Source organism: Aeromicrobium fastidiosum, assembly GCF_017876595.1.
In the GTDB taxonomy this organism is placed as follows: domain Bacteria; phylum Actinomycetota; class Actinomycetes; order Propionibacteriales; family Nocardioidaceae; genus Aeromicrobium; species Aeromicrobium fastidiosum.
On sequence record NZ_JAGIOG010000001.1, the window covers coordinates 3,772,976 to 3,799,048 of the forward strand.

General features: G+C 70.3%; 22 protein-coding genes and 1 tRNA gene. 11 read left to right on the forward strand and 12 right to left on the reverse strand.

What is annotated here, in order from left to right:
• Window positions 1–8: 8 nt before the first annotated feature.
• The 5 genes from JOF40_RS18800 to JOF40_RS18820 are packed head-to-tail and all read left to right on the forward strand — an operon-like array spanning window position 9 to window position 5,835.
• The gene (locus tag JOF40_RS18800) at window positions 9–1,007 is read left to right on the forward strand and encodes a glycosyltransferase (protein WP_129182701.1); all 999 of its coding nucleotides are present in this window, start codon (window positions 9–11) and stop codon (window positions 1,005–1,007) included.
• Window positions 1,004–2,212 (forward strand): UDP-galactopyranose mutase, encoded by a 1,209-nt coding sequence (gene glf, locus JOF40_RS18805; protein WP_129182703.1) that lies wholly within the window; start codon window positions 1,004–1,006, stop codon window positions 2,210–2,212. The genes JOF40_RS18800 and glf overlap by 4 nt, the downstream gene beginning before the upstream one ends.
• Window positions 2,202–3,410 (forward strand): CDP-glycerol glycerophosphotransferase family protein, encoded by a 1,209-nt coding sequence (locus JOF40_RS18810; protein WP_129182705.1) that lies wholly within the window; start codon window positions 2,202–2,204, stop codon window positions 3,408–3,410. The genes glf and JOF40_RS18810 overlap by 11 nt, the downstream gene beginning before the upstream one ends.
• Complete coding sequence (locus JOF40_RS18815) at window positions 3,410–4,879, forward strand: ArnT family glycosyltransferase (protein WP_129182707.1); 1,470 nt, start codon at window positions 3,410–3,412, stop codon at window positions 4,877–4,879. Before JOF40_RS18810 ends, JOF40_RS18815 begins: the two co-directional genes overlap by 1 nt.
• Window positions 4,876–5,835: a phosphatase PAP2 family protein gene (locus JOF40_RS18820; RefSeq protein ID WP_129182709.1), complete on the forward strand. Its 960-nt coding sequence runs from the start codon at window positions 4,876–4,878 to the stop codon at window positions 5,833–5,835. Before JOF40_RS18815 ends, JOF40_RS18820 begins: the two co-directional genes overlap by 4 nt.
• Here JOF40_RS18820 and JOF40_RS18825 read toward each other — a convergent pair.
• Genes JOF40_RS18825 through JOF40_RS18835 form a run of 3 tightly spaced genes read right to left on the reverse strand, consistent with a single transcriptional unit; the run spans window position 5,759 to window position 9,256 of the window.
• Window positions 5,759–7,078 (reverse strand): DUF6716 putative glycosyltransferase, encoded by a 1,320-nt coding sequence (locus JOF40_RS18825; protein ID WP_129182711.1) that lies wholly within the window; start codon window positions 7,076–7,078, stop codon window positions 5,759–5,761. The two genes, JOF40_RS18820 and JOF40_RS18825, sit on opposite strands and share 77 nt — an antisense overlap.
• A 29-nt stretch (window positions 7,079–7,107) precedes the next feature.
• Window positions 7,108–7,998: an N-acetylneuraminate synthase family protein gene (locus tag JOF40_RS18830; protein ID WP_129182713.1), complete on the reverse strand. Its 891-nt coding sequence runs from the start codon at window positions 7,996–7,998 to the stop codon at window positions 7,108–7,110.
• On the reverse strand, window positions 7,991–9,256 hold the full coding sequence (locus tag JOF40_RS18835) for an acylneuraminate cytidylyltransferase (RefSeq protein WP_129182715.1): 1,266 nt from the start codon (window positions 9,254–9,256) through the stop codon (window positions 7,991–7,993). Before JOF40_RS18835 ends, JOF40_RS18830 begins: the two co-directional genes overlap by 8 nt.
• Window positions 9,257–9,519: 263 nt before the next feature.
• Between JOF40_RS18835 and JOF40_RS18840 the strand changes: the two genes are divergently transcribed.
• Together JOF40_RS18840 and JOF40_RS18845 are read left to right on the forward strand one after the other, a co-directional pair.
• Window positions 9,520–10,833 carry a DUF6716 putative glycosyltransferase gene (locus tag JOF40_RS18840; RefSeq protein WP_209674708.1) on the forward strand — a complete coding sequence of 438 codons (1,314 nt, stop codon included), beginning with the start codon at window positions 9,520–9,522 and terminating at the stop codon, window positions 10,831–10,833.
• A 76-nt stretch (window positions 10,834–10,909) separates the two neighbouring features.
• Window positions 10,910–12,058 (forward strand): variant leucine-rich repeat-containing protein, encoded by a 1,149-nt coding sequence (locus tag JOF40_RS18845; RefSeq protein WP_188111767.1) that lies wholly within the window; start codon window positions 10,910–10,912, stop codon window positions 12,056–12,058.
• A gap of 46 nt (window positions 12,059–12,104) precedes the next feature.
• Here JOF40_RS18845 and JOF40_RS18850 read toward each other — a convergent pair whose 3' ends face one another.
• Window positions 12,105–12,500 carry a hypothetical protein gene (locus JOF40_RS18850; RefSeq protein WP_129182719.1) on the reverse strand — a complete coding sequence of 132 codons (396 nt, stop codon included), beginning with the start codon at window positions 12,498–12,500 and terminating at the stop codon, window positions 12,105–12,107.
• Between the two features lie 84 nt (window positions 12,501–12,584).
• Here JOF40_RS18850 and JOF40_RS18855 point away from each other — a divergent pair, with 84 nt between their 5' ends.
• Window positions 12,585–13,007: a LapA family protein gene (locus JOF40_RS18855; RefSeq protein ID WP_209674710.1), complete on the forward strand. Its 423-nt coding sequence runs from the start codon at window positions 12,585–12,587 to the stop codon at window positions 13,005–13,007.
• 4 nt (window positions 13,008–13,011) lie between these two features.
• On the opposite strand, the gene JOF40_RS18860 is transcribed toward JOF40_RS18855, so the two are convergent.
• Entirely contained in the window at window positions 13,012–14,433 is a 1,422-nt protein-coding gene (locus JOF40_RS18860; RefSeq protein ID WP_129182721.1) for a bifunctional cytidylyltransferase/SDR family oxidoreductase, read from the reverse strand.
• Between the two features lie 148 nt (window positions 14,434–14,581).
• A complete protein-coding gene (locus tag JOF40_RS18865) occupies window positions 14,582–15,421 on the reverse strand; it encodes a siderophore-interacting protein (protein ID WP_129182723.1) in 840 nt (279 codons plus the stop codon).
• A gap of 49 nt (window positions 15,422–15,470) precedes the next feature.
• Here JOF40_RS18865 and JOF40_RS18870 point away from each other — a divergent pair, with 49 nt between their 5' ends.
• Window positions 15,471–17,399, forward strand: coding sequence for a M13 family metallopeptidase (locus JOF40_RS18870; protein WP_129183390.1), 1,929 nt, complete (start codon window positions 15,471–15,473; stop codon window positions 17,397–17,399).
• A gap of 144 nt (window positions 17,400–17,543) precedes the next feature.
• Entirely contained in the window at window positions 17,544–18,722 is a 1,179-nt protein-coding gene (locus JOF40_RS18875) for an MFS transporter (RefSeq protein WP_246152826.1), read from the forward strand.
• Here JOF40_RS18875 and JOF40_RS18880 read toward each other — a convergent pair.
• From JOF40_RS18880 to JOF40_RS18900, 5 genes are all read right to left on the reverse strand, one after another.
• Window positions 18,719–19,807: an HTTM domain-containing protein gene (locus JOF40_RS18880; protein WP_188111766.1), complete on the reverse strand. Its 1,089-nt coding sequence runs from the start codon at window positions 19,805–19,807 to the stop codon at window positions 18,719–18,721. The two genes, JOF40_RS18875 and JOF40_RS18880, sit on opposite strands and share 4 nt — an antisense overlap.
• Window positions 19,808–19,809: 2 nt before the next feature.
• Entirely contained in the window at window positions 19,810–20,565 is a 756-nt protein-coding gene (locus JOF40_RS18885; protein WP_129182729.1) for a DUF5819 family protein, read from the reverse strand.
• A gap of 88 nt (window positions 20,566–20,653) precedes the next feature.
• Window positions 20,654–22,408, reverse strand: coding sequence for a choice-of-anchor G family protein (locus JOF40_RS18890; RefSeq protein WP_188111765.1), 1,755 nt, complete (start codon window positions 22,406–22,408; stop codon window positions 20,654–20,656).
• Window positions 22,409–22,599: 191 nt separating this feature from the next.
• Complete coding sequence (locus JOF40_RS18895; protein ID WP_129182732.1) at window positions 22,600–23,634, reverse strand: HTTM domain-containing protein; 1,035 nt, start codon at window positions 23,632–23,634, stop codon at window positions 22,600–22,602.
• Entirely contained in the window at window positions 23,631–24,377 is a 747-nt protein-coding gene (locus JOF40_RS18900) for a DUF5819 family protein (RefSeq protein WP_129182734.1), read from the reverse strand. Before JOF40_RS18900 ends, JOF40_RS18895 begins: the two co-directional genes overlap by 4 nt.
• A 122-nt stretch (window positions 24,378–24,499) precedes the next feature.
• Between JOF40_RS18900 and JOF40_RS18905 the strand changes: the two genes are divergently transcribed.
• On the forward strand, window positions 24,500–25,867 hold the full coding sequence (locus JOF40_RS18905; protein WP_129182736.1) for a GntP family permease: 1,368 nt from the start codon (window positions 24,500–24,502) through the stop codon (window positions 25,865–25,867).
• Window positions 25,868–25,938: 71 nt separating this feature from the next.
• Here JOF40_RS18905 and JOF40_RS18910 read toward each other — a convergent pair.
• A tRNA-Ala gene (locus JOF40_RS18910) sits at window positions 25,939–26,011 on the reverse strand.
• Window positions 26,012–26,073: the final 62 nt, after the last annotated feature.

Below are 26,073 nucleotides of genomic sequence, written 5' to 3' on the forward strand. Positions count from 1 at the left end.
GTGATCCGGTGACTTCGGCTGCCGGCAACATCGCCATCGCGATCGTGACGTACAACCGGTCGACCTTCCTCAAGGAGCTGCTGGCCAGCGCCGCGGCGATGGACACCCCGCCGTTCCGCATCGTCGTGGTCGACAACGCCAGCACCGACGACACGCAGGACGTCATCGCCGCAGCGACGACCGACTTCGCCGACGGCGTGCTCGTCAACCACCGGCTCGCGACCAACACCGGCGGATCGGGCGGCTTCAGCGAGGGCACCCGCGTCGCCCTCGAGCTGGGTGCCGACTGGGTCTGGCTGATGGACGACGACGTCGAGATCCTCCCCGACGCGATCGAGCAGTTCGCCCCGTGGATGCAGCGGTTCCAGGTCATCCACGGTCGCCGCTACGACTTCGACGGCACACCGTTCTACTGGCAGGCCAAGTTCAACGAGTTCCTCGGCGTGCCTCTGCCCTACAGCGGCAAGCAGTTCGGCCGTGAGGGCTACGCGATCACCAACTCCGGCACGTTCGAGGGCATGCTGATCCACGCCGACGTCGTCCGCGTGATCGGCCTGCCCGATCCGCGCTTCTTCATCTCGTGGGACGACGCCGCGTACGCGTGGCTCGCCGCGCAGCACACCGACGTGGTCTACGTCGACGCCTTCGTGCTCAAGCGCAAGCGCGAGCAGAAGCAGGTCAACCTCGGCATCCGGCACCTCAACGACGGCAGCCCGCTGTTCCGCTTCCACGTCATCCGCAACCGCGCCTACGTCGGCAAGTACTTCGCCGAGCACGGCAAGCTCAACCGGTTCGGCTTCGGTCTCGGCACGGCGCTGACGCTGGCCAAGGAGGTCTTCCGGCTCCTCGTCGTCCAGCACACCCTGAAGGGCCTTGGCGACCTCGTCCGCGGATTCCGCGCCAACCGGGCGCTGTGGCGCGACGACACGTGGCGTCCCATGGACCCCGCCGACGTCCCCGCACCGCTGACACCCGGCACCGGCACCGGCACCGGCGGCCCGTCGTGACCGCAGCGACCGGAGCACCCGACCTGCTGGTCGTCGGGTCCGGCTTCTTCGGCCTGACGATCGCCGAGCGCTGCGCGACCGAGCTGGGGCTCACGGTGCAGGTCATCGACCGTCGACCGCACATCGGGGGCAACGCCTACAGCGAGGCCGATCCCGAGACGGGCATCGAGGTGCACCGCTACGGCGCCCACCTGTTCCACACCTCCAACCGCCGGGTGTGGGAGTACGTCAACCGGTTCACCGACTTCACGCCCTACCAGCACCGCGTCTACACGACGTTCCGTGGCGAGGTCTTCCCGATGCCGATCAACCTCGGCACGATCAACCAGTTCCAGCGCGCCGCCTACTCCCCCGACGAGGCACGCGCCTGGGTCACCGAGCAGGCCGCCCAGATCACGCACGCCCCGACCAACCTCGAGGAGAAGGCAATCTCGCTGATCGGCCGCCCCCTGTACGAGGCGTTCATCCAGGGCTACACCGCCAAGCAGTGGCAGACCGACCCGCGTGAGCTGGGCGCCGACATCATCAGCCGGCTCCCCGTGCGCTACACGTACGACAACCGCTACTTCTCCGACACCTACGAGGGCCTGCCGGTCGACGGCTACACCGCGTGGATCGAGCGGATGGCCGACCACCCGAACATCACGGTGACCCTCGACACCGACTTCTTCGACGAGACCCAGCCCTTCAACAAGCTGGCATGCGTGGGCACCACTCCCGTCGTGTACACGGGCCCGGTCGACCGTTACTTCGACGGCGTCCACGGCGACCTCTCGTGGCGCACGCTCGACTTCGAGACCGAGGTGCTGCCGACGGGCGACTTCCAGGGCACGCCGGTCATGAACTACGCCGACACCGACGTCACCCACACCCGGGTGCACGAGTTCCGGCACTTCCACCCCGAGCGCGACCACCCCGCCGACCAGACCGTCATCATGCGCGAGTTCAGCCGCGCCGCCGAGGCCGACGACGAGCCGTACTACCCCGTCAACACCCCGCAGGACCGCGAACGGCTGCTGGCCTACCGCGAGCTCGCCAAGGGCGAGACCGACGTGCTGTTCGGCGGACGCCTCGGCACGTACCAGTACCTCGACATGCACATGGCGATCGGCTCGGCGCTCAGCATGTTCGACAACCTCATCGCGCCCCACTTCACCGACGGCGTACCCCTCACCGGGCCCGCCCTCGACGACCATGGCATCTGAGGCGCGGGTCGGGCTCGTCCACCGACTGCGCATCTGGGCGATCGGCCGGCTGCGCCGTTCACGGTTCCTGCCGTCCGGCATGCCCGACAAGCTGACCGACGAGCCGCGCCTCGGACGTCCGTTCGCCCAGCAGGTCATGCTCTACTTCCCGACGACGCTCGACAGCCTCTACCAGCTGCGGCCGTGGTTCCACGCGTTGAACGCCGTCGACGCCGCCCACGGTCTCGTGTGCGTGTTCAAGGACTCGCGCACGGCACGCGTCGTGCGCGACGAGACAGGCCTCGACTGCGTCACGCTGGCCCGCTACGGCCAGCTCGACGAGATCCTGTCGCTGTCGGACGTCAAGCTCGCCCTCTACGTCAACCACGACCCGATCAACTTCGAGAGCCTGCGCTTCACGTCGATGGTCCACGTCTACCTCGGGCACGGTGACAGCGACAAGGGCGTCTCGGTGTCCAACCAGGTCAAGGCGTACGACCTGTGCTTCCTGGCCGGGCAGGCCGCCCTCGACCGCACGGCGTCGGCCGTCATGCTCTACGACGCGGCGGCCCGCAGCGTGCTGATCGGGCAGCCGCAGCTCGACGCCGCGCCCTCGGTCGTCCCGCAGCCCGACCCGTCCCGTCCGACGGTGCTGTACGCGCCGACGTGGGAGGCCTCGCAGCCGTCGGTGTCGTACGGCTCCCTCGAGACCCACGGTGTCGCCCTGGTCCGCGCGCTGTCGGGCCGCTATCGCGTCGTCTACCGGCCTCACCCGCTCAACGGCGTGATCCGGGCGTCGTACGCCGCGGCCGACGCAGTCGTCCGCGAGCTCGTCGACCGCGTCGACACCGACGTGCCGATCGAGCAGTCGTTCGCCGATGCCGACCTGCTCGTGACCGACGTGTCCGCGGTGACCTTGAGCTGGCTACCCACGGGCCGGCCGCTGCTGGTGACGACGCCCACGGTGCCGTACCCGCCCAGTGCCCTGATGGACGTCGTGCCGCAGCTGGCACCCGACGCAGCCTTCGCCGAGGTCGTCTCCGCCCACCTCGCGTCCGACCCTGCCGGCCCGGCCCGAGCGGCGCTCGTCGAGCACTACCTCGGCGACCCCACGCCCGGCGTCGCGACCGCACGGTTCGTCGCCGCGTGCGGCGACGCGATCGACCTGCGCGACCGCGAGTGGGCCGCCCGCCGTGCCGCCGGGGCCACCGGGCCCTGATGGCGGCATCGCGCAACCGCCGGCACCTCGTCCCCCTGCCGGTGCACCTGGCGGGAGTGCTCGCGGCCATGGTCGTGATCCGCCTGCTGTACCTCGGCGAGGCCGCGGGCAGCGACGAGGCCGGCTTCCTGCTGGTCGGTGCCGGCTGGCACCACGGCGACTCCCTCTACGGGGCCTACTGGGTCGATCGTCCGCCGTTGCTGATCTGGATCATGCAGCTGGCCGGGTCGGTGTCGTCGCTGCGCCTGTGGGGCCTGGGTGCCTCGGTGCTGATGGTGCTGGGCGTGGGGCGCGCCGCGTACGTCGCCTCGGGCGACCGTGCCGCGCGGTGGGCGACCTCCGCCGCCGCGCTGTTCAGCGCGGCCCACTGGTTCGGCGTGCCCCGCACGAACGGTGAGATGCTCGCGGGTGCGTTCGTGGCCTGGGGCCTCGCGTTCACGGTGCAGGCGCTGCTGCGTCCCGGCAGGCTGTCCTGGGCGTGGGGCGCGGGAGCCGGCGTGCTGGCCGGGTGCGCGCTCCTGGTCAAGCAGACCGTGGCCGACGGCCTCGTGTTCGCACTGGTCATGGCGATCGCCGTCGGGTGGAAGCCACGACACAGGCCGATCGCCGTGAGGGTCCTGGCCGCCGGTGTCGCGGGGACACTGCTCACCGTCGGCCTCGGCGTCGCCGCCGCAGCCACCCGCGGCACCTCCCCCGCCGACCTGTTCGACGCCCTGGTGACCTTCCGGGCCGACGCGGGCGAGGTCATCCGCACGTCGGCGTCCGACGCGACGACCGACCGGCTCGTGGTGCTGCTCGCGACCTGGGTCGCCGGCGGCCTCGCCTTCGTGGCCGTGGCCGCGATCTGGCACGCGCTGCGGCGACGGGAGCCCGTGCTGCTCGCGACCGCCACGACGATCGGCTTCGTGTCGGCGGCGGCGATGCTCGGGGGAAGCTACTGGGCGCACTACCTGCTGCAGCTCGTGCCGGCGTCCGCGCTGGCCGTGGGCCTGGTCGCCGAACGCATGGCACCCCGCCTGCGGTTCGCCCTGGTCGGTGTCGTGCTCGTCGCGACGACGAGCAACGTCTTCTGGTCGTTCGTCGCGCCGCCGGAGCACGGCGAGCAGGCGAGGGTCGTCGGTCGCTGGCTCAAGGCATCGGCCGTGCCCGGCGACACCGTGGTCGTCGCGTACGGACAGCCCAACGTCGTGGCCCAGGCCGGCATGGACAGCCCCTACCCGTACCTGTGGAGCCTGCCGGTGCGCACGCTCGATCCCGACCTGTCCGTCATGTCGTCCGTGCTCGACGGCGATACCCGTCCCACCTGGGTCGTCGACTGGTCAGGTCTTGACTCGTGGGCCATCGACCCCGCTGCGCTGCGTCCCGTGCTCGAGCGCCGCTACCGGCAGGTGTCGGACGTCTGCGGCCGCAAGATCTGGCTCGAGCGCACCCGGCCGCGCTCGCTCGCGACACCCGGAGCGTGCCCGTGACCGCCGAGACCCCGGGGCCCGGCGAGCGCCCCACCCCGTGGGCGTGGCGCGCCCCGGCCCTGGCCGTGTTCGCCATCGCCCTCGGCACCGGTGTCGCGCTCGTCGGCGTGCCGACCGACCCGTTCCAGCTGTTCTTCTGGCTGTGGATGGCCACGATCGCCTTCAACGTCAGAGCACCGTGGCGGGCCCACCTGGCGTTCCCCCGCGACTGGTGGCCGGCCTTCGCGCTGCTCGTGCTCTACCTGTACAGCCGCGGGCTCTCCGACGAGATCGTCTCGATGCCGGTTCACTGGACGATGCCCATCCACGTCGACGAGTGGATCGGCGGCGGCCGACTGCCCACAGCCCGCCTACAGGATGCCTTGTGCGCCTCGCCGTGCAGCGCCGACAGCCCACCCCGGTGGTACGACGAGCTGTTCACGACGGTCTACTTCACGCACTTCGTCGCGGGGCTGACGATCGCAGTCGTGCTGTGGCTGCGCGACCGCGCGACGTGGCTGCCGTGGATGCGTCGCTACGTCGTGATCAACTTCGCGGCCCTGGTCGTCTACGTGCTCTACCCCATGGCACCGCCCTGGCTCGCCTCGAAGGAGGGCTACGTCGGCGAGACCCTGCCGAGGCTCACCGGCCGGGGCTGGGACGACCTGGGGCTCGGCGGGTTCCACGTCGTGCTCGCGAAGGTCGGCAACCCCGTCGCCGCGATGCCCTCCCTGCACGCCGGGATGGCGATGCTGATCGCCCTGTACGGCATGGCCCGTCTGCGCGGCGCCTGGCGCTGGCTGCTGCTCGTCTATCCGATGCTCATGGCCACGGCGCTGGTCTACTACGCCGAGCACTACGTCGTCGACATCCTGGCGGGCTGGTTGCTGGCAGCAGCGGTCATGATCGGCTGCCGCTGGTGGGAGACACGTCGCGCGGCCCGACACCCTGCGGCACCGGCAGCCCCTCGTCCCTGACCGCCCACCGGCGGCGGTGCTCCCAGAACCCCACGACCAGGAAGGCCCGGTGCAGGCCGGACGCCCGCTCGCGGGGCGGGACGAACGAGAGCCGTTCGAGCACCGCGGCGCGGGTGCGACGCAGCGGTGACCGCGGACGCCCCGGCAGGGGCGGCAGGCGTCCCGCACGGGCCTGCTCGAGCAGCTCCTCGACCGCTGCGACCCAGGTGTTGTCGCGCGGGTCGTGCAGGTAGTTGTCGTCGAGCCACTCGGGTGCCGGGTGGCGGAAGTCGGCGGCCACGAGGCGGGCGCTCGAGCCCAGGAGTCCGCTGCCCACCAGCACCGTGTTGATCTGTCGCTCGCCCACGCCGAAGTCGTCGATCGCGAGGCACGGCACGCCGGCCGCCGCCGCCTCGAGCAGCGCCGTCGAGCTGACGGTCACGAGGCCGACGGCCCGGCGCAGGTGCCAGTCCATCGGACCGCTTTCGACCACGAGGTTGTCCGGCAGGCGTGTCCCCGCCCCGTCGAGCTCGACCATCAGGTCCTCGTACGGGAACTGCTCGACGTGGGTCTGCGGCTCCCCGTCGCGCGATCGCACCTTGACCACGACCAGCAGGTCGGGGTGGGCCGTGGCGGTCTCGATGAGCCGCTCGAGCAGGTGCACCCGGTCGCGGCGCGACGCCGGGACCATCGCCTGGGCCGCGAACACGATCCGGTCACGGACCGGTTCGGTACCACCCGGCACCGGCTCGTCCTGGTCGGCGACGCGCAGGTACGGGATCGTCGTCAGCTCGAAGCGGTGATGGTCGTCCACCGCCGCGAACTCGCGCAGCTCGCGGCGGCTCTGCAGCACGAAGACGTCGGCGCACTGCCTGTAGCGCAGCCCCGGCGTCAGCACGGGGATCGAGATGCCCGCCAGCCCGCTCACGACGACAGGACGTCGCCGGGCCCCGGCCAGCAGCATCCCCAGCGCCTCGACCGCCATCCCCCGGGCCGCCGCGACGACGACCTCAGGACACCAGGCGTCCAGCACGGCAGCGAGCTCTGACCGGCCGACGTGCTCGACGTCGTCCGCGGCGAACCGCGTGCCGTCGAGCGCCTCCACGACCTGGCGCGAACTGGGCTCGGCATTGCCCCGCAGGATCACCAGCCGCACCGACCACGACGCCGGCACCTGTCCGGCCAGCGCCGCCCCCCACTTGACGTACGAGTCGGAGTCGGTGACGAACAGCGCCCGGACCGGGTGCGACGAGGGCCGGGGCATGGCCGACGACACCGGCCCGGGCGCCCGCGTCACACCGCTGCCGCGGCGACGTCGACGCGGCGCAGGCGCTTGAGCTGGGAGTGCTCCCCGGGCATGACCCGCTTGACGCCGTCGCCCAGTGCCTTCTCGACGATGCGGATGTCGCGCACGAGGTCCATGAAGGCGTGCGGCTCGAGGCTCGACGCCTGGTCCGATCCCCACATCGCGCGGTCCAGCGTGATGTGCCGCTCGACGGCCGTGGCACCGAGGGCCACCGCGGCGACCGAGATCTGCTGGCCGCGCTCGTGTCCCGAGTAGCCGATCGGCACCCGGTAGCGGGCCGACAGCACGGGGATCATGTGCAGGTTGGCCTCCTCGGGCGGCAGCGGGTACGTCGACGTCGCGTGCAGCATCACGAGACGCTCGGTGCCGAGGATCTCGACGGCGGTGTCGATCTGCTCGATCGTGCTCATGCCGGTCGACAGGATGATCGGCTTGCCGGTCTCGGCGAGCGCCCTCAGGAGGGGCAGGTCGGTCACCGACGCGGAGGCCACCTTGTGCGTCGACACGCCCATCTGCTCGAGGAACTCGACCGACGGCACGTCCCACGGCGAGGCGAACCAGTCGACGCCCTGCGCGAGGGCGTGCGCCGCGATCTCGGCGTACTGCTCGCGCTCGAGCTCGACCCGGTAGCGGTAGTCGAGATAGCTCATCTCGCCCCACGGCGTCTCGCGGCGGACGGCCTTCATGTCGGCGGGCGTCGAGATGTCCGGCGTCCGCTTCTGGAACTTGACCGCCTGCGCCCCGGCGAGCGCCGCGACGTCGATGAGCTTCTTGGCGACGGCGACATCACCGTTGTGGTTGATGCCGATCTCGCCGATCACGTACGTGGGACGGCCGTGCCCGACGATCTGGTCGCCGATCTGAACCCATTCAGTCATCGTGATGCCCTTCTGTGGAGGTGGCCGGGCCGCGTCGCGACCCCGCCTCGTGACCGGCGAGCACGCGATCGGCGAGCTCCCGGACCGCTCCGTCGCCACCGTGGCGGCGGAGCACGATGTGGGACGCCGCGCGGGCGTCGGGGTGGGCGTCGGCGACGACGACGGGCCAGCCCACGGATCGCAGGCACGCGGTGTCGTTGACGTCGTTGCCGAGGAACGCGATGTCGGCGAGGTCGAGCCCGTGCTGATCGGCCCACTCGGTCAGCACCCGCAGCTTGTCGTCGCAGCCCGTGACGGCGTCGACGCCCAGCTTGGCGGCCCGTGCCGTGACGACCGGATTGGTCTCGGACGACAGGATCAGGAACGGGATGCCGGCCCGGCGCAGGCGTGCGACGCCCATCCCGTCGGACCGGTTGACCTCGACCGACTCGGTGCCGAACTGGTCGACGACGACGCGGTCGGCGGTGTGCACGCCGTCGAAGTCGGTGACGACACCGCGGGCCGGGATCGCGGACGGACGGGGGTTGAGCACGCTTTCGCGCCGTGCGTGAACCAGCTCGGCCAGCGCGAGGTCGTGCTCGGTGTCGATCTCGATCGCGTCGCCGGGGTCCACCTCGACGAGGCGCAGCCGTCCGAAGAATCGGTGGCCGTGCTCGCGGAAGCCGCTGGTACGCATGACGTAGAAAGCACCGGTCTCGGCGTGCTCGGGCTCGCGGTCCTGCCGACGCTGGCGCACCGACGACCGGTGGTTGACGCCCTCGGGCCCGTCGGGGCCGTGCCGCCAGAGGTGCAGGTCGGCGCGCACGACGCTGAAGGCCACGTCGCACTCGCCCGAGCGCACCAGCGCAACGGCGCGATCGACGTCCGACGCCCGGATGAACGGGCTCGTCGCCTGCACGAACACCGTCACGTCGGGCACCACGCCGTGCGATGCCAGGTGGTCGAGGGCGTGCTCGAGTGCCGACTCCGACGACGCCTCGTCGCCCGACAGCCCGGCCGGACGCTCGACGACCCGCGCGCCGGCCCGGCTCGCGACAGCCGCGATCTCGGCGTCGTCGGTCGAGACGAACACCGAGCCCACCGACGTGCACGCCTGCAGCGTGCGCACCGCCCGGGCCACGAGCGGCTCACCTCCGAGCATCCGCAGGTTCTTGCGCGGGACGCCCTTGGAGCCGCCGCGTGCCGGGATGACGGCGCAGACGCCGCCCGACGACGCGACGGACTGCGTGGTGCGCGTGGTGGCCAGCTCGTGGCTCATGCGGTCTCCTGCCGTTCGGTCGGGGCTGCTCGGTCTGGCTGCTCGGTCTGGTCGGCTGCTGCTGTGTCTCGTCGTGACGCTAGGAAGGACCGGCGACCGGCGGGTGAACGCGACCACTCCGTGCCGCGAACGTCAGCGGTCGTGCGCACGTGCATCGCCGTCCGGGGTCCCCGCGCCGACGACACGGACAACCGCCGCCCAACAGTCGGTGAACCGTTCCGGACGTGCCCTCCGAGGGTGTTCCGCCCGGTTACCGTGCGGGAGTGGCACTCCCCGCGCATCCCGGCCGACCGACCGATCCCGCCGCCCGCACGGCGCTGCTCGTCGCCGCCTTCGACTCCCAGCTCAAGTGGTGCGCCGGCATCCGCGACGAGCTGCAGCGGCGTGGCTTCTCATCTCGGGTCGTCGTGCCCGACACCCGCTCGGCGCTCTCGCCGCAGCAGGTCCGCGACGCCGGCTTCGCCCGGGTCGACCGGCTGCCGTGGGACGAGCTCGTGGGTGCCTGCCTGTCGAGCGACGTCGTCGTCAGCTCGCTGGCAGGGCCGTCGACGCACCGCCTGTCGCGGGCCGTCGCGACCGCGCTCGACGCCCGTGGCACCGGACCGGGGCCGGGGCCCGTGCTCGTGTCGGGCTGGGTCGGGATCATCATCGAGAAGATCACGGCCGGCTACCTCGACCGCTCGGGCACCGATGTCGTCGCGGTCAACTCGACGGGCGACCTGGAGCACTTCGTCAGCACCGGCAGCACCCTCGGCATCCCCACCGACAACCTGGTGCTCTCGGGACTGCCCTTCCTGTCGGCCGATCCGCTGCCGGCTCGAGGCGGTCCCGTCACGACCGTCCTGTACGCCGACCAGCCCACGGTTCCCGCCTCGGCGGCGGAGCGCTCGTACGTCTACCGGCGGCTGGTCGAGCACGCCCGGCTGCACCCCGACCGCGAGGTGCTGCTCAAGCCCCGCCATCGCCCCGGCGAGGACACCTTCCACCGCATGTCGCACCACCCCGTCGACCTGCTCCCAGCCGGTGAGCTGCCCGCCAACTTCCGCATCGTCCACACCCCCATCACCGAGCTGCTCCCCCGCGTCGACCTGCTGGTCACGATGTCGTCGACGGCGTGCCTGGAGGCCCTCGACCACGGCACGCGGGTGGCGCTGGTGCTCGACCTGGGTGTGCACGAGCGTCACGGCAACCATGTCTTCGTCGACAGCGGTCTGCTGCGGACGTTCGACCAGATCGACACCGGCGACCTCGGCGAGCCGTCGCCCCGGTTCGTCGAGAGCTGGTTCGGCCGTCGCCACAGCCCCGCACCCGTCGTGATCGCCGATCGCGTGGAGGCGCTGCTCGCGTCGGGGCACCGACCAGCCCGCGACGTGTGGCGCAGCGCCTACTTCCGCAGCGCGGTCGACCTGCACGACCCGCCCGTCGAGCACGGGCCGCGCTGGATGACGCGGGCGTGGGCACGTCGCATCGAGGCGCACGGCGCGCTGTGGGGGACGGTCGCCTACGGTGCCACGGTGCTCCTGCCACCCGCCGTGGTCATCCCCGTGCGCCGGCTCGCCGCGTCACGGCGGGGTTGACGCGCGCCGACCCTCCGGAGACAGATAGTCTGCCAGCGTCCCCGCCAGCGGTGGCGGGCCTCGGGAAGGAACTCACATGTCATCTGAAGATCTCGTCCGCGAGGCGCAGGACCCGGCCACGCCGGCTGCCCGCCTCGCCGAGCTCGCGCAGGCCGATCGCGCCACGTGGCCGGCCATCGTGTTCCACCCCAACGCCTACGACGGCCTGCTGCAGTGGCTCGGCGAGCGCGGCGACCCCACGATCAGTGCGGCCCTGGCGGCTCGCACGTCCCACGCGGCCACGTTGCAGTCCGCCGCGCCGGCAGCTGCTGCCCCGGTCGAGCCCACGCCCGCGGCACCCGTCGCCGCGACGCCGGTCGAGCCCGAGCCCGTCGCCCCCGCCTCGCCCGTCGCTGAGCCCGTGGTCCCCGTCGCCGGACAGACCGACGGACAGGCGGCTGAGCCCACGTCCCCGGTCGCCGAGCCGACCGTCGTCATCCCGGCCGAGGAGCCGGCACCGGCTCAGGCCGCCGCGTCCGAGCCGACGTCGGTCTTCTCGGCCCAGCCCGCCCAGCCTGCCTACCCCGCTGCGCAGCCCGCCTACCCGGCTGCGCAGCCCTTGTACGCCGAGGCACAGCCCGCGCAGACTGCGGCATTCGGTGCCGTCCCGCCCGGTGGCGACGGACAGCCTCCCGCCGGCACCCCCGGTGGCGGAGCCAAGAAGAGCCTCCCCGTCGCGGCGGTGATCGCCCTGACCGTGTTGGTCGTGCTCCTGATCGGCGGTGCCGCCTTCGGTGCCACCAAGATCTTCGGCGGCGACGACGACGATCCCCCGGTCTCGGCAGGCGACAACAAGACCACCGACGCCCCCGACGCCGACGACGAGACGGACGAGCCGTCCGACCCGACGCCCACGCCGAGCGCCACGACCGACGCTCCGGGCGGCACGGGATCGTCGAGCGAGTTCTGCACCGAGCTGGGCAACATCCAGACCAAGAGCCTCGAGGCGTTCAGCGGCGGCAGCACGCCCGACCTGAGCAAGATCCAGGACACCGCCCGCGAGCTCGTCGAGGCCTACGACGACCTCGGCGACATCGCTCCCCCCGAGATCAAGAGCGACATCGAGGTCATGTCGAAGTTCCTGAACTCGATGATGAACCCGTCCGGCGGGGCTCCGACCGGCATGGACGAGTACATCGGTGCGGCACAGCGCATCGGCACGTACTACGCGCAGAACTGCCTCTGACCGGCATCAGCTGAGCCGGGCCCCGCGTCCGCCGCCCCTGTCGGGGCTAGGGCGCGGGGGTCGGGCTGGGCGTGGGCGTGCGCAGCTCGTCGGACGTCGACGTCCACGTGAAGTCGCCGTCGGGACCGTCGATCGTGACGGTCGCGAGGGCGATCTTCTCCTCGCCCGTCGCGCGGCGCACGCTGCACCGGAACCGGGTGCCGACCTTGGAGTCGACCTTCTTGGGGCACTTGATGCGCAGATCGGTGCCCGCGCGGCGCTCGAGCCGGCGCTCGATGTTCTCGACGACCCCGTTGGTCGACATGTAGACGATCGCATCGGGCGTGGCCACGGCCTCGGGCTCGTCGTCACCACCGCCGGCGGAGGTCTTGATCATGAGGTAGACCGCGGCGACCAGGGCGATGGCCACGACGCCGAGCATGATGTTGATGAACGTCTTCACCGTCCGCATCCTATCCGCGCCCCGTGAGTGCCGCGCACCTGATCACGACGGGCGAGGCAGCCGGCATGCTGGCACGATGGGCGCATGACGAGCCCCCTTGCCGACGGACCCGACCGCACTCCCGCCGATCCCACGATCGACGCCCCCGCCGCGACCGCTCGCCCCGACTCCGGTCCCGCCGCCGTCCCGACCGCTGACCGTCCCGCCACCCCGTCCGCCGGTCTCGACCGCAAGGGCCGCGTCAAGCGCACCCGCGCCAGCGGTCTGTGGATCGGACTCATCAGCGCCGCCGTGCTGGCCGTCGGCTTCCTGGTGTTCATCGCGCAGAACTCCGAGAAGGTGTCGATCAAGTTCCTCGGGTTCGAGGGTCAGCTCTCGCTCGCGATCGCGCTGCTGCTGTCGGCCGTCATCGGCGCCCTCGTCGTGGCGGTGCCCGGCATCGTCCGCATCGGTCAGCTGCGCCGGGCGCTCCGCAAGAACGCGAAGCACCAGGACGCAGGCAGCTGACCTCTCAGCTGCCGCCGCCGATCGCGGCAGGACCGTCCTCGCGGCGGATGTCGATGATGTGGCCGGTCTGCTGCGACAGCAGCACGTCCAGCGACTGCAGCGCCACGACCTTCGAGCTCAGCAGGGTGCCCTCGGGCTCCTCGCCGAAGGCCTTGGTGCGCATGGGGGTGCCGGTGCGCTCGGGGTTGACGCAGTTGACCCGCACCTCGCCGGCCCACTCGTCGGCGAGCGCCTGCGTCAGGTTGACGACGGCGGCCTTGGCCGAGGAGTAGAGCGAGTAGCCGCCGCGACCGCGCGTGTACGACGACGACGTGAACAACAGCAGAGAGCCTCCTGCTGCGGCCAGGTGGGGGTAGAACTCCTGGGCGATGAAGATGGGCGCGAGGTAGTTGATCTCGGTCGCGGCGAAGATCGTCTCCTCCGACGTGTCGGCGAGGTCCTCGATGACCAGCACGCCTGCGGTGTTGACGACGAAGTCGATCGTGTCGGCGGTCTCGAGCACGGTCTTGGCCGCGGCGGCGAGGTCCTCGCGCCGGTCGACGTGCGTGTTGGTGGACGACCGCGAGAACGTGTGGACCGTGGCGCCGAAACCGCGCGCGAGCTCGGCGATGTCGCCGCCGATGCCGTACGAGCCGCCGAAGACGACCATGGTCTTGCCGGCGAGAGCCGCACGGTACTGCTCGTCGGTCAGCTGGTCGGGCACGTCGGCCGAGTGCAGCTGGAAGAGCTTGTCGGCGATGTAGACGTCGATCGGCTCGGTGACCTTCATGTTGCGGTCGTGACCCGTGACGACGGCGATCGGCACCTCCGGCAGGTAGCGCAGCACCACGGTGCAGTCGTCGGTCGCGGTGAAGTCGGGGTCCTGCCAGGCCAGCTCGTAGGCGCGGCGGATGACCGACAGCCGGAAGGCCTGCGGGGTCTGGCCGCGGCGCAGCAGCGAGCGCTGCAGGACGTCCTCGATCGTCTCGGTCTCGCCGGCCGGGGTGTCGTGCACCTGCACGATCGTGTCGGCCGACGGGATCGCGGTGTCGACGGCTTGGTGCGTCGCCAGCGCGGCCACGACGTCGCCGATGATGGTCTGCGACACCAGCGGCCGGACGGCGTCGTGGAACAGGACGTTACACTCGTCGCTGCCCAGCGCCTCGAGCGCGCGGCTGGTCGACTCGTTGCGCGTCTGGCCGCCCTCGACGATCTGGGTGACCTTGCCGTAGCCGCCGTTCTGCACGATCGCCCGGACGGGATCGAGGTGACCCGGCGTCATCAGGATCACGATCTCGTCGATCAGCGGCGACGCCTCGAAGGCGGCGATCGTGTGCTCGATGATCGTCTTGCCGGCGATCTTGATGAGCTGTTTGGGGATCGAGAGGCCGACCCTCGTACCGGTGCCACCCGCGAGGATGACGGCCACGTTGCGCAGTTCAGTCACCCGACGAGGCTACCGGTCCCCGCTCCCCCAGCCCGCACCCCAGCACCGCGAGTGGCGCAGTTTCGCGCTTCTGAGACGGCGATTCCCGCCGATCTGCGCCACTCGCGCACCGGATTGCGCCACTCGCGAGGACGTGGCGCGGGTCGGATCAGGTCGACGGTCGGATGACGGCGTCGGTCTGCTGCGACTTCCAGGCCCGGAAGCCCTCCTCGGTCGTGCCGCGACGCCAGTAGGCCGACACCGAGACGTCACGCCGATCGACGCCTCGATCTCGCAGCACGTACGGCCGCACGCTCTTGAGCAACGCCGACTCCCCGTGGACGAACGCCTGCACCCGACCCTCGCGCCACGGCATCGCCCGGACGGCGTCGTCGAGCAGCGTCGTGGTGCCGGCCGCGGCGTCGCCCCGGTGCAGCCAGTGCAGCTCGAGGCCCGCGGGGCCGTCCAGGTCGAGCTCGTCGGCGGGGCCGTCGACCTCGATGAACGCGACGGCGGTCGCATCGTCATCGAGCGCACCGATCGACGCCGCGATGGCCGGGAGACCTGCCTCGTCACCGACGAACAGGTGCCAGTCGGCAGCGGGATCGGGCGCGTAGCCGCCGTTGGGACCGCGCAGGTGGATCGTGTCGCCGGGCTGAGCGCCGGCTGCCCACGGGCCGGCGACCCCCTCGTCACCATGGACGACGAAGTCGATCGTCACGAGGCGCTGCTGCTCGTCGACCCCGCTGATCGTGTAGGTGCGCAGCGTGGGCCACGCCTCCTGCGGCATCGTCTGCTTGACGACATCGAGGTCGAGCGGCTCGGGGTAGTCGAAGCCGTCGGCCAGGAACACGAGCTTGACGTAGAGATCGGTGTAGCGCTGCGGGAGCGCCTCGACCCGGGCGGCGAAGACATCGAAGTCGTCACCCCCGAGGACGATCCGGCGCATCGACGGCGCGAGCTGCTCGGTGCGGACGACGGTCAGTCGAACAGGACGATTTGCGCTCATCTGGCTGGCCTCACCTGTGTAGCCTACTGGCGTGAACCACGGCATCGACATGACCCAGTTCGACCCCTCCGTCCGCGTTCAGGACGACCTCTTCCGGCACGTCAACGGCCCGTGGCTCGAGCACACCGAGATCAAGCCCGACCGTGCGACGGCCGGCTCGTTCGTGACACTCGTCGACGAGGCCGAGGCCACGGTCCGGCAGATCATCGAGACCGCGAGCGAAGCCCCCGCCGACGACGAGCAGCGCAAGATCGGCGATCTCTACGCCAGCTTCATGGACGAGGAGCGCATCGAGCGGCTCGGTGCCGAGCCCCTGGCAGCCGAGCTCGCCCAGGTCGACGCGATCACCGACATCGCCACGTTCGTGACGGTGCTGGGCGAGCTCGACCGGCAGGGCGTCGGCAGCGTGTTCGGCATGTACATCGGCCCCGACCGCGGCAACCCCGACCGCTACGTGACCCACCTCGGCCAGGGCGGCATCGGCCTGCCCGACGAGTCGTACTACCGCGACGACGAGTCCGCCGACATCCGCTCGGCGTACGTCACGCACCTGACGACGCTGCTGGGCCTGGCCGGCCTCGACGACGCCGCAGGCCGTGCCGCTCGCATCATGGATCTCGAGACCCGGCTCGCCGCGCACCACTGGGACAGGGTTGCCTGCCGCGACGCGCAGAAGACCTACAACCTGCTCGACGTCGAGGGCCTGCAGGCCCTCTCGCCCTCGTTCGATTGGTCCGCCTGGTCGACCGGTGCCGAGGTGCCCGCCGCGGTCATCGCCGAGGTCGTCGTCTCGCAGCCGTCGTTCCTCGAGGGTCTCGAGACCCTGCTGGTCGCCGACGAGCTCGAGGCCTGGAAGGACTGGCTGCGCTGGCAGGTCGTCCACAGCGCGTCCCCCTATCTGTCATCGGACTTCGTCGCCGCCAACTTCGAGTTCTACGGACGCACGCTCAGCGGCACCGACGAGCTGCGTCCCCGCTGGAAGCGGGGCGTGGGCTTCGTCGAGGGCGCGATGGGCGAGGCCGTGGGCAAGATCTACGTCCGCACCGAGTTCCCGCCCGCCTCGAAGGCGCGCATGACCGAGCTCATCGACAACCTGCTCGAGGCCTACCGCCAGAGCATCACGGCACTCACGTGGATGAGCGAGGACACCAAGAAGCGCGCCCACGACAAGCTCGACTCGTTCAACCCCAAGATCGGCCACCCTGACGAGTTCCGCGACTACTCGGCGCTCGAGACCGCACCCGACGACCTCCTCGGCAACGTGCGACGCGCGATCGCCGTGGCCACCGACCGCGAGCTCGCCAAGATCGGCTCCCCGATCGACCGCGACGAGTGGTACATGACGCCGCAGACCGTCAACGCCTACTACAACCCCACGATGAACGAGATCGTGTTCCCGGCAGCGATCCTGCAGCCGCCGTTCTTCCACGCCGACGCCGACGACGCCGTCAACTACGGCGCGATCGGTGCCGTCATCGGCCACGAGATCGGCCACGGCTTCGACGACCAGGGATCGCAATACGACGGCACCGGCGCGCTCAGCAACTGGTGGACCGACGACGACCGGGCAGCCTTCGAGAAGCTCACCTCCGCCCTCGTGGCGCAGTACGACGAGCTGAGCCCCGCTGGAGCCGACGGCAAGACCGTCAACGGCTCGCTGACGATCGGCGAGAACATCGGCGACCTCGGCGGACTCGGCATCGCCCACCAGGCGTTCCGACTCACCGAGCCCTCCGCCGAGCCGATCGACGGCCTCACGCCCGACCAGCGGTTCTTCATCTCCTGGGCCCAGGCCTGGCAGTCCAAGGTCCGTCCCGCCGAGACGCTGCGCCGACTGACGCTCGACCCGCACTCCCCGCCGGAGTTCCGCTGCAACCAGGTCGTGCGCAACATCGACGCGTTCTACGCCGCCTTCGACGTCACCCCCGACGACGGACTCTGGCTCGACCCCGCCGCACGCATCACGATCTGGTCGTGACTGGGTGCGCCCCGTCGTGACCATGGGCCGAGCGCAGCGAGGCAGGCGCCCGGGCGGAGCCCGGCAGCGGTGAGGGACGAACCGCTGGAACGGCGAGGAACGAGCCGTGCGCCCCAGAGGCGGATCGTTTCTGTTCTGGTCGTCGTGCAAGTGGTCGGCGGGATCGGCAACGGGGCAGGGCTCGCCGTCGGGGCGCTGCTGCTCAAGGACATCACGGGCTCGTCCGGGTGGGCGGGCATGGCCGTCGTGATGATGACGCTCGGGGCCGCGGCCTTCACGATCCCGCTCTCGTCCCTCGCCGCCCGGCACGGGCGGCGTCCGGCGCTGACGGCGGGTTGGCTCTTCGGGTCACTGGGTGCCGTCGTCACCGTCGTCGGGGCACAGACCCGCCTGCTGCCCGTCGCCCTGCTGGGGCTCCTGCTGTTCGGCGGCAGCACGGCCGCCAACCTCCAGTCTCGGTTCGCCGCGGTCGACCGGGCCGCCCTCTCGCAGGTCGGTCGGTCATTGTCGATCGTCGTGTGGTCGACCACCGTCGGCGCGGTCATCGGGCCCAACCTCACCGGCCCCGGCGCGTCGGTCGCCGCAGCACTGGGCCTGCCAGACCTCGCCGGACCCGTACTGTTCTCGGCCGCGGGATTCGCCGTCGCGGGACTGCTGACCGTCGCCCTGCTGAGACCCGATCCGCTGGTCCACCGCCCCGGCGCTGCCCCCGCACCGCGCGGGGTGCGCGCCGCGCTCCCCCACGTCCGCGGACGCACGTTCACAGCGATGTGGTCGATTGCCTCGTCGCACGCCGTCATGGTGTCGGTCATGGCGCTGACACCCGTGCACATGGAGGACCACGGTGCCTCGCTGGAGATCATCGGACTGACGATCAGCCTGCACATCGCCGGCATGTACGCCCTGTCGCCCGTCATGGGCTGGCTCGCGGACGGGTGGGGCCACGACCGCACGATCCTGCTCGGGCAGTCGATCCTGCTGGTCGCGACGGCCGTCGCCGGCACGGCGGGCAGCTCGCAGGTGCAGATCACCGTAGGGCTCTTCCTGCTGGGCCTCGGCTGGTCGGCGTCCGTCATCGCCGGCGCTGCAGCCCTCACGACCTCGATCGCGCCCGAGAACCGTCCCGTCGTGCAAGGACTTTCCGACCTCGTGATGAACCTGGCAGGAGCGCTCGGCGGGCTGCTCGCCGGTCTCGTCGTCGCGCTCAGCGGCTTCGGGACGCTCAACGCCGCCGCGGCGGTGCTGACGGTGCCGGTCGCGTTCCTCGTGCTGTCGGGTCGACGCGTCGCCGCCGAGGCCGCCACCACGTCCACACCGGTCTAGCGGCGCAGGATCGTGAACCTGACCCAGTCGACGACCGGGAACACCAAGCGGTAGCGCGCGGCGTCGAGCAGGTCCAGCACGTCGTAGCCGCGTTCGAACATCCAGTCGGTGACCGGCTGGACGCGGATCAGGACGACGTCCTCGACGAGCTCCCAGGTGTCGTCGGAGACGAACAGCGCCGTCGCCGCGATCGTGGCGAGCGCGCTCCACGGCTGGGCGAAGACAACGGCCACCACGAGGTTGACCACGACGGCCAGCACGATGACGAAACGGCGGGTGGCCGTGTTGAGCAGCAACGGCCCGAAGAACAGCTGCGACAGCAGCACGCCGTACGTCACGAGCGCCAGCAGCACGGTGCTCTGGCTCAGCAGGTCGGACAGCGCCGGGAACGGACGCGACTCCGGCAGCTGCATCGTGGAGTAGAGCGCCGTGCCGTGCTGCCACGACCGCTCTGCGACCTTGTCGAGGCCACCGGCCATCGCGGTCAGCACGGTCTGCGCGCACAGGGCCACCAGCCCGACGTTGTGCAGGCCCGTCGACAGCCAGGCGGGAAGGGCGTCCTCTTCGCGCGAGGCCTGCTTGCCCGCGGCCTGACGCCGTTCGCGGCGGGCCGCGTCGAGCGACCAGTGCTCCGACGAGCGCATCAGCAGCAGCCACAGCAGCGTCAACCGGATGAAGTTGTCGCCCGGCGACCCGACCACGGGGTTCTGACCCACGATCGCGATGAAGCCGATGAAGGTCACGACGTTGGCACCCTTGGCGTGCCAGCCCAGCGTGAACGCCAGCGCCGCGAGCATCGTGACGGCGTAGATCACGAAGAGGATGTCGGAGCTGACCCCGTCGAGCAGCGTCAGCTCGGGGAACTGGCTGATGGCGCGCGCAGGCTCTGCCCACACCGATGCCTGACCGACCCACATGTCGCGGGTCGAGAAGTTCGAGAGCAGCAGCCCGAGCACGGCCAGCCCGGTGCCGATGCGGCACACCGCGGCCGCGCGCACGGCGTGCTTGTCGAGCACCAGCCAGTCGTCGACCCGTCCGCGCAGGTCGCCCACGGGCCCAGCGATGCTCCGCCACAAGGTCTTCATCATCACTTCTTCACGTAGGAGTCGAAGGTCTCGCGGGCGTCGAGCGAGCCGCGATAGGTCGCGCGCCAACCGAAGGAGAACTCGAGGAACGGGACGTCGCCGAGCGTCGTCGTGGCACGGCCGGCGTAGGGCGGAACCGTGCGACGACCGACCTTGAACTGCACCTGCACCACTTGGCCCTCGCTCCAGCGCGACTGTGCGTACAGCGAGGCGAACTGCGTGGCCATCTGGTCGTACGCCTGGAAGAACCGCACGGCTTCACTGTCAGGACCGGCCGCCTCCAGCCGGGCCTTGACGACACTCGGCAGGTCCTCGGCCGCGAGGTCTCGGACGATCTTGCGCTGCGGCTCGTTGAGGCTGAACATCGCGAGGTTGAGGTTGGTCGCCAGGCGCCGCGCGATGAGGTGCACCCGTTCGGGAGCGATGTCGCGGCGGTCGGCGCGCACGTCGCCGCGGGTCAGGTCGACCCACGGCGTGGCTGCACCCTTGCCGCCGCTCTCGGGCAGCACGAACGCCCGGACGCTGAACGACTCGTCGACCCGCTGGGTACCGATGCCGGCGGTGTCGCGCCCCTGCTGGAAGTACGGATCGACATAGCTCGCGAGTCGCTGGTCACCAACGGCCTCTCGCAGGGGGCTGGACGGTGCCAGCCACAACGTGAGGGCGACCGAGTGGGCCAGGACGACCGCCAGCAGCACCTCGACGACCCACCGGTGCCGGGGGCGCGCGGCGGCGTCGTCCCCTGGCGTTGGCGGCATGGTGATCATCCTAGGTGGTGGGAAGGGCAGTGCCCGGACGCACGACTGCCGGTGACCCGTCGGGTCACCGGCAGTCGCGTGGTCGTGACTAGACCTGGTTCAGGCGACGCTTCTCGTTGAGGAGCACCGCGCCACCGAACAGCAGCAGGGCGATGCCCAGCAGCCAGAACGGGAGCAGGTTCGGCGCACCCGTGGAGGGCAGCGTCGTCGTCACGTCGGCGTCGGCCTGCGCGTCGGCGTCGGCCACGGCGTCGGAGTCGCCATTGTCGGCGTCGGCGTTCGCGTCGGAGTCACCCGCGTTGGCGTTGTCGGACGGAGCGTCGTCGTTGGCGACAGCGGCGGCCTGACCCGGTCCGGCGTCGTCCGGCGTGTTGGGGCCGGCCAGCGTCGCAGCCTCGGAGGCAGCGATGTCGAGGTTGAGGACGTTGGTGAGGACGTCGATCTTCAGGGCCGAGGTGCGGTAGTAGTCGCCCACGGCGGCCGCGCCGAAGCTGCCGGCCTTGACCGTTCCGGTTCCCAGCGTCGGCGTCTTCGACGTCGACTGGTTGTTGCCGGTCAGCGACACGATCTGCTTGAGGCTCGGCGCGAGCTGTCCCAGCAGGTCGTCGATCGGCTTGCCGATGGCAGCGATGGCGGCGGTGACCTGCGTGAGCAGCGTGTTGAGCGGCGTGGTGACCTCGGTCAGGCTGAGCGTCGGGATGGCCGTGCCGGCCAGCGTGACGTCGACCTTGACCTTGCCGATATTGGTCGTGATGTTGGCGATCGCCGAGTTCAGGACCGACGTGATCTTGCCGGAGATGAGATCGGAGGTCAGGTACTTCACGATGTCGGTGTTCGGCGGCAGGTTGTTGAGGTCGGCGCCAGCAGCCTTGAGGATCTTGGCCAGGTCGAGCGTGATCGTTCCCGTGTTGAGGTCGACATCGACCCCGCCGTCGGAGAAGTTCGAGATGCCCGTGAACAAGTCGCCCAGACCCGTGACCTGGATCTTGATCAGGTCGTCGAGTGCAGCCGTCAGACCGGTCAGCTGACCGAGCAGGCCGGTGTCACACAGGTTGACCAGGTCGGTCGGGCCGAGCTGCAGCGTGGTGAGGATGGGCTCGAGGGCAGTGACCAGACCACCCAGGCCGAGCGTGGTCAGCTGCGCGTTGAGCGTGTTGACCGTGACGTTGAGCGTGTCGCTGACCAGGGGGCAGATGCGCGAGGCCGACAGCTGGATGTTGTTGATGTCGGCGATGTCGGACGATCCGGCGGCCAACGGCGACAGCGCACCGTTGAGGTCGCTCACCAGGTCACCCAGCAGCGGGACACCGAGCTGCAGGTTGAGTCCGGCGATGTTGTAGCTGCGCGACGGCGTTCCGCCGTCGACCGTCGTGTTCGACGAGAGCGCACCCAGGCCGAGGTCGACGCTGGCCAGGTTGTCGCTGATGCCGGCCAGCGGGCCGCCCTTGAGCGAGATCTTGGCGTCGGTCGGGACGCCGCCGCTGGTCGTGAGCACAGCGCCGGAGTCGCTGATCGCACCCGAGGCACCGATGGCCTTCTTGGTCGACTCGGCCGAGGCGTACTGGCTGACGAGGCCGGCTGCGCCACTGGGGCCCAGCAGCTTGGCGACGTCGAGGTTGATCCCGCCGGGGACGTTGATCGGGATAGCCGACAGCAGCGTCAGGTCGAGGTTGTTCTTGTTGGGGCCTGCGTTGCCCGGGTTGGTGGCCGTGACGCCGCGCGCCTGCGCGAGGGCGTCGAGGTTCGTGCCGCCGATGGAGCCGCTCAGGAAGCGTCCCGTCGAGTACGAGGTCGTCGTGGCGGCGCCGTTGGCGGAGAACGAGATGCCGGCGGTGACGATCATCGTCGCCGTTCCTAGAGCCAAGGTATTCCTGGCGAGCTTGTTCATCTGGCGGGTGCTCCTTGATCAGCGGTTATCCGGTGTCATGCATGGGAGTCCGGGCCGCGCGGGATCACGCCGAGCCTCGGGACTTTCAGCGCAGTCTATCCACATTCATAGGGACCTTTTACCCTCTCCCAGAGTTCTGAGGAGATTCATGTCACAGGATTGACGTCCTGAGCCCCCTGCTTTTCGTCCCGGACGACCACATGTTCTCCATCCCGCGTGGAAACATGCTCTTCGTCCTGCAAATGCTCGGGCTCTAGGTCCCTGGGCCGAGCGCCCCGTCTGGCGCGCACCCAGGCGAGCGCCCGGACCCACGACGTGTCGCTCACGAGGATCATGTCGACAGCGATCATGACCAGCGAGAAGTACATGATTCCCATCAGCAGACCGATGCCCAGGTGCATCCCCGTGACGGCGATGAGGGCCAGGAACCGCGTCGGTCGGTAGAGCAGGAACACCGGGAAGAACATCTGCACCACGATCGCGGTGTACGTGGCTCCGGCGACGAAGGCCGAATTGGCATACAGCGGATGCAGCAGGTCGTTCCACGGCGAGTACGCGTCGGTCTGCAGCGGGTAGTAGACGGCCGTGCCGTCCTTCCACACCGTGCTCTGCACCTTGAAGAACGACGACGCGAGATAGACCATGACGACCTGGTGGACGATCAGGATGATCGCGAGGTTGTGCAGGATGTTGCTCATCCAAGCCGGCACGATGCTGCGCACCTCGCCGCGTCGACTGGCACGGCGCGCGTCGACGGACCAGTGCCGCCCCGCGTCGGTGAAGCACATGTAGAGCAGCACCACGCGCAGGATCGCGTCGCCGCCAGAGCCCACGAACGGATTGCTGACGTACAGCGACACCCACAGGAGCAACACCATGAACGACGACGCCCGTGTGTAGACGCCCAGCATCATCAGCACGCCGAAGGCGATCGTCGCGAGATAGGCCACGTCGAACCAGTGGCCCCCCACCTGGGAGAACAGACCGAGGAACGACGGCCAGCCGCGTCCGGCCAGCACCTGCTCGGTCCAGCGGGAGCCGTCGCCCCACGTGTAGTGCCGATCGGGCCAGTTGACGATCAGCTGGCTGGCGACGATGAAGCCCAGGATCATGCGGGTGACCGACAGGCCGTACGTGGAGTGCTTGTCGGCCGCGAGCCAGGCCGTGGCGCGGGCGATCATCGGTGTGCCCGATCGAAGTCACGGACGGAGGCTTGCTCGGCAGGTGATCCGGGAGTCGGCCGCCGCCATCCACCGACGTCGCGCACGGGTGCCGGACGGTTGGCGGCTCGCTCGGAGGCCGTGCCGCCGCGGGCCGCGTAGGGGACGACCGCGTGCTGGCGGATCGCATAGCGCACGGCGGTCAGCTCGAGACCCGGGTGGCGGGACTCGAGCACGTCGGTCGCGAGCTGGGTGGCTGCACGCTCGTAGCGCAGGAACCCGAGCCTCGCGCCGAGGGAGACGTCCGCTGCCTCGAGGTCGTCCGACAGGGCTGCCCACGTCGGCGGATCGGCCTGGCTGGTGCCGGTCACGATCTCGCGTTGGGCCTCGTCCAGCCCTGAGATACGGCTCTTCAGCGGCGTCACGAGCTTGTTGGTCACGTAGCCGGCGCGCCCTCCGACGAGCCTGTGACGGACGAGGTCGAGCTCGACGGCCGTCCAGTCGATCCAGGCCGTCACCGCCGGCTTGCCGTCGTCGTCGACGTAGGCGCCCTGGAACAGCAGGTTGCGGTCCTCGGCGATCGGATTGGGAGCGAACAGCCGCCAGTTCTGCGCGAAGTACGGCTCGAGATAGCTGGTCTGCGACTGTGCGGCGTCCGAGTAACGGTTGGGCGGCAGCGCCGCGAGGGTCACGGCCACGAGGTGGAGCCCCACGATCGTCACGACGACAGCGATGAAGCTGGATCGCAGGGACGGTCGGGGCACGGGCACACGCTACCAACGAGCGGGCCGGTCGACCGCGGCTCGACGTGACGCACGTCGCAGTAGAGTGCAGGACGACCGGCCGGCACTCGTCTCGGCATGTCGTCGTCTCAGGGGGTACGTCCGTGGAAGTCCTGCACACCGTGATCGCGATCGGCATCGCCGTCGGGCTCATCATCGCCGTCAAGGTCGATCCGGTGATCTCGTTGATCGTCGCCTCGCTCTACCTCGGCCTGGCGGCCGGCGTGGGCTTCGAGGACACCATCACCGCGATCACCACGGGCTTCGGATCGATCATGGCCGAGGTCGGGCTGCTGATCGGCTTCGGCGTGCTGATCGGGGCGCTGCTGCACTCGATGGGCACCTTCACCAGGCTGGTGCACGCGCTGCTGCGACTGGTCGGACCAGGACGTCTGCCGTACGCACTGGCCGGTGCCCTCTCCACGATCTTCCCGTCTATCTATGTCGACGTGCAGGTCGTGCTCGCCGCCCCGCTGGCCCGCTCGTCCGCGCCGCACATCGGCCGGCGAGGCCTGCCCCTGCTCGCCGGCGCCATCGGGACCGGCATCTTCGCGGGTTACGTCTTCGTCATCCCCGGGCTCGCGGCCGTGTCGATCGCCGGCCTGCTCAAGATCCCGCTGGGCACCTGGCTCGTCTACGGCATCGTGCTCGGCCCGCTGACAGCACTGGTCACGACGTTCCTGTTCTCGCTGCTGCTGCGTACCCGCTACTGGAAGCCCGAGCAGGATGAAGAGGACGGTGCCGCGGCCGAGCGCGAGACCGCATCTTCCGAGGCCGCCGACGAGCGCTCGCGCGCCTCGGCATCCGACGAGCGGGGCCTGCCCCTGGTCGTGCTGCTGCTGCCGATCCTCGTGCCGCTGGTGCTGATCGCGTTCGGGGCCTTCGCCGACCTGCTCGACTTCTCGACCCCGGCGATCGCGTTCATGGGCGACGCCAACATCGCGCTGTTCGTCGGCCTCGTCGGGGCCTACCTGCTGTCGCGCTGGACGGCGGGCCGCGAGTCGACCGACGGCGCACTTTCGTCCGGCTTCAGCACGACCGGTGAGATCCTGCTCATCACCGGCATCGGCGGCTCGCTGGGCGAGGTCATCACCTCGACCGGGCTCGACAAGACGCTGGCCGACCTGTTCTCGGCCGATGCCGGCGCGCCCATCATCGTCAGCGTCCTGCTGGCCTGGTTCATCGCCGCGCTGCTCCACCTGGCCATCGGCTCGGTCTCGGTCGCCGCCATCACCGCGGCAGGCATCATCGCGCCGGTCGTCGCCTCCACCGGCGTGGCACCCATCGCCATCGGCCTGGCGATTGCCTCGGGCTCGATGTTCGCGCTGCAGGTCAACAGCAACTTCTTCTGGATGTTCAAGTCGCTGCTCAACCTGACGACCCAGGGCGCGCTCAAGACCATGACGGTCGTGACCAGCATCGCGTCGATCGTGTCGCTGCCGATCGTGATCGCGATCGCCCTGGTGGTCTGAGCGCCGCACCGCAGGGAGAACGACGAAGGCCCCGCCGTGAGGCGGGGCCTTCGTCATCGTGGTGCTGAGAGTGGAGCATAGGAGATTCGAACTCCTGACCTCTTCCATGCCATGGAAGCGCGCTACCAACTGCGCCAATGCCCCGCGGTGAGCCCCTCAGCAGGGCCTCGCCAATCTTAGCGTGCCGCTTCTGGCTTGCCCAAACC

What these genes read in the sequence shown, in the direction of transcription:
- JOF40_RS18810 (WP_129182705.1), top strand. Translation starts at nt 2,202, where the DNA reads ATGGCATCTGAGGCGCGGGTCGGGCTCGTCCACCGACTGCGCATCTGG.
- JOF40_RS18815 (WP_129182707.1), top strand. Translation starts at nt 3,410, where the DNA reads ATGGCGGCATCGCGCAACCGCCGGCACCTCGTCCCCCTGCCGGTGCAC.
- JOF40_RS18825 (WP_129182711.1), bottom strand. Translation starts at nt 7,078, where the DNA reads ATGCCCCGGCCCTCGTCGCACCCGGTCCGGGCGCTGTTCGTCACCGAC.
- JOF40_RS18830 (WP_129182713.1), bottom strand. Translation starts at nt 7,998, where the DNA reads ATGACTGAATGGGTTCAGATCGGCGACCAGATCGTCGGGCACGGCCGT.
- JOF40_RS18835 (WP_129182715.1), bottom strand. Translation starts at nt 9,256, where the DNA reads ATGAGCCACGAGCTGGCCACCACGCGCACCACGCAGTCCGTCGCGTCG.
- JOF40_RS18845 (WP_188111767.1), top strand. Translation starts at nt 10,910, where the DNA reads ATGTCATCTGAAGATCTCGTCCGCGAGGCGCAGGACCCGGCCACGCCG.
- JOF40_RS18855 (WP_209674710.1), top strand. Translation starts at nt 12,585, where the DNA reads ATGACGAGCCCCCTTGCCGACGGACCCGACCGCACTCCCGCCGATCCC.
- JOF40_RS18865 (WP_129182723.1), bottom strand. Translation starts at nt 15,421, where the DNA reads ATGAGCGCAAATCGTCCTGTTCGACTGACCGTCGTCCGCACCGAGCAG.
- JOF40_RS18870 (WP_129183390.1), top strand. Translation starts at nt 15,471, where the DNA reads ATGACCCAGTTCGACCCCTCCGTCCGCGTTCAGGACGACCTCTTCCGG.
- JOF40_RS18880 (WP_188111766.1), bottom strand. Translation starts at nt 19,807, where the DNA reads ATGAAGACCTTGTGGCGGAGCATCGCTGGGCCCGTGGGCGACCTGCGC.
- JOF40_RS18885 (WP_129182729.1), bottom strand. Translation starts at nt 20,565, where the DNA reads ATGCCGCCAACGCCAGGGGACGACGCCGCCGCGCGCCCCCGGCACCGG.
- JOF40_RS18890 (WP_188111765.1), bottom strand. Translation starts at nt 22,408, where the DNA reads ATGATCGTCACCGCCGGCATCTCGTTCTCCGCCAACGGCGCCGCCACG.
- JOF40_RS18895 (WP_129182732.1), bottom strand. Translation starts at nt 23,634, where the DNA reads ATGATCGCCCGCGCCACGGCCTGGCTCGCGGCCGACAAGCACTCCACG.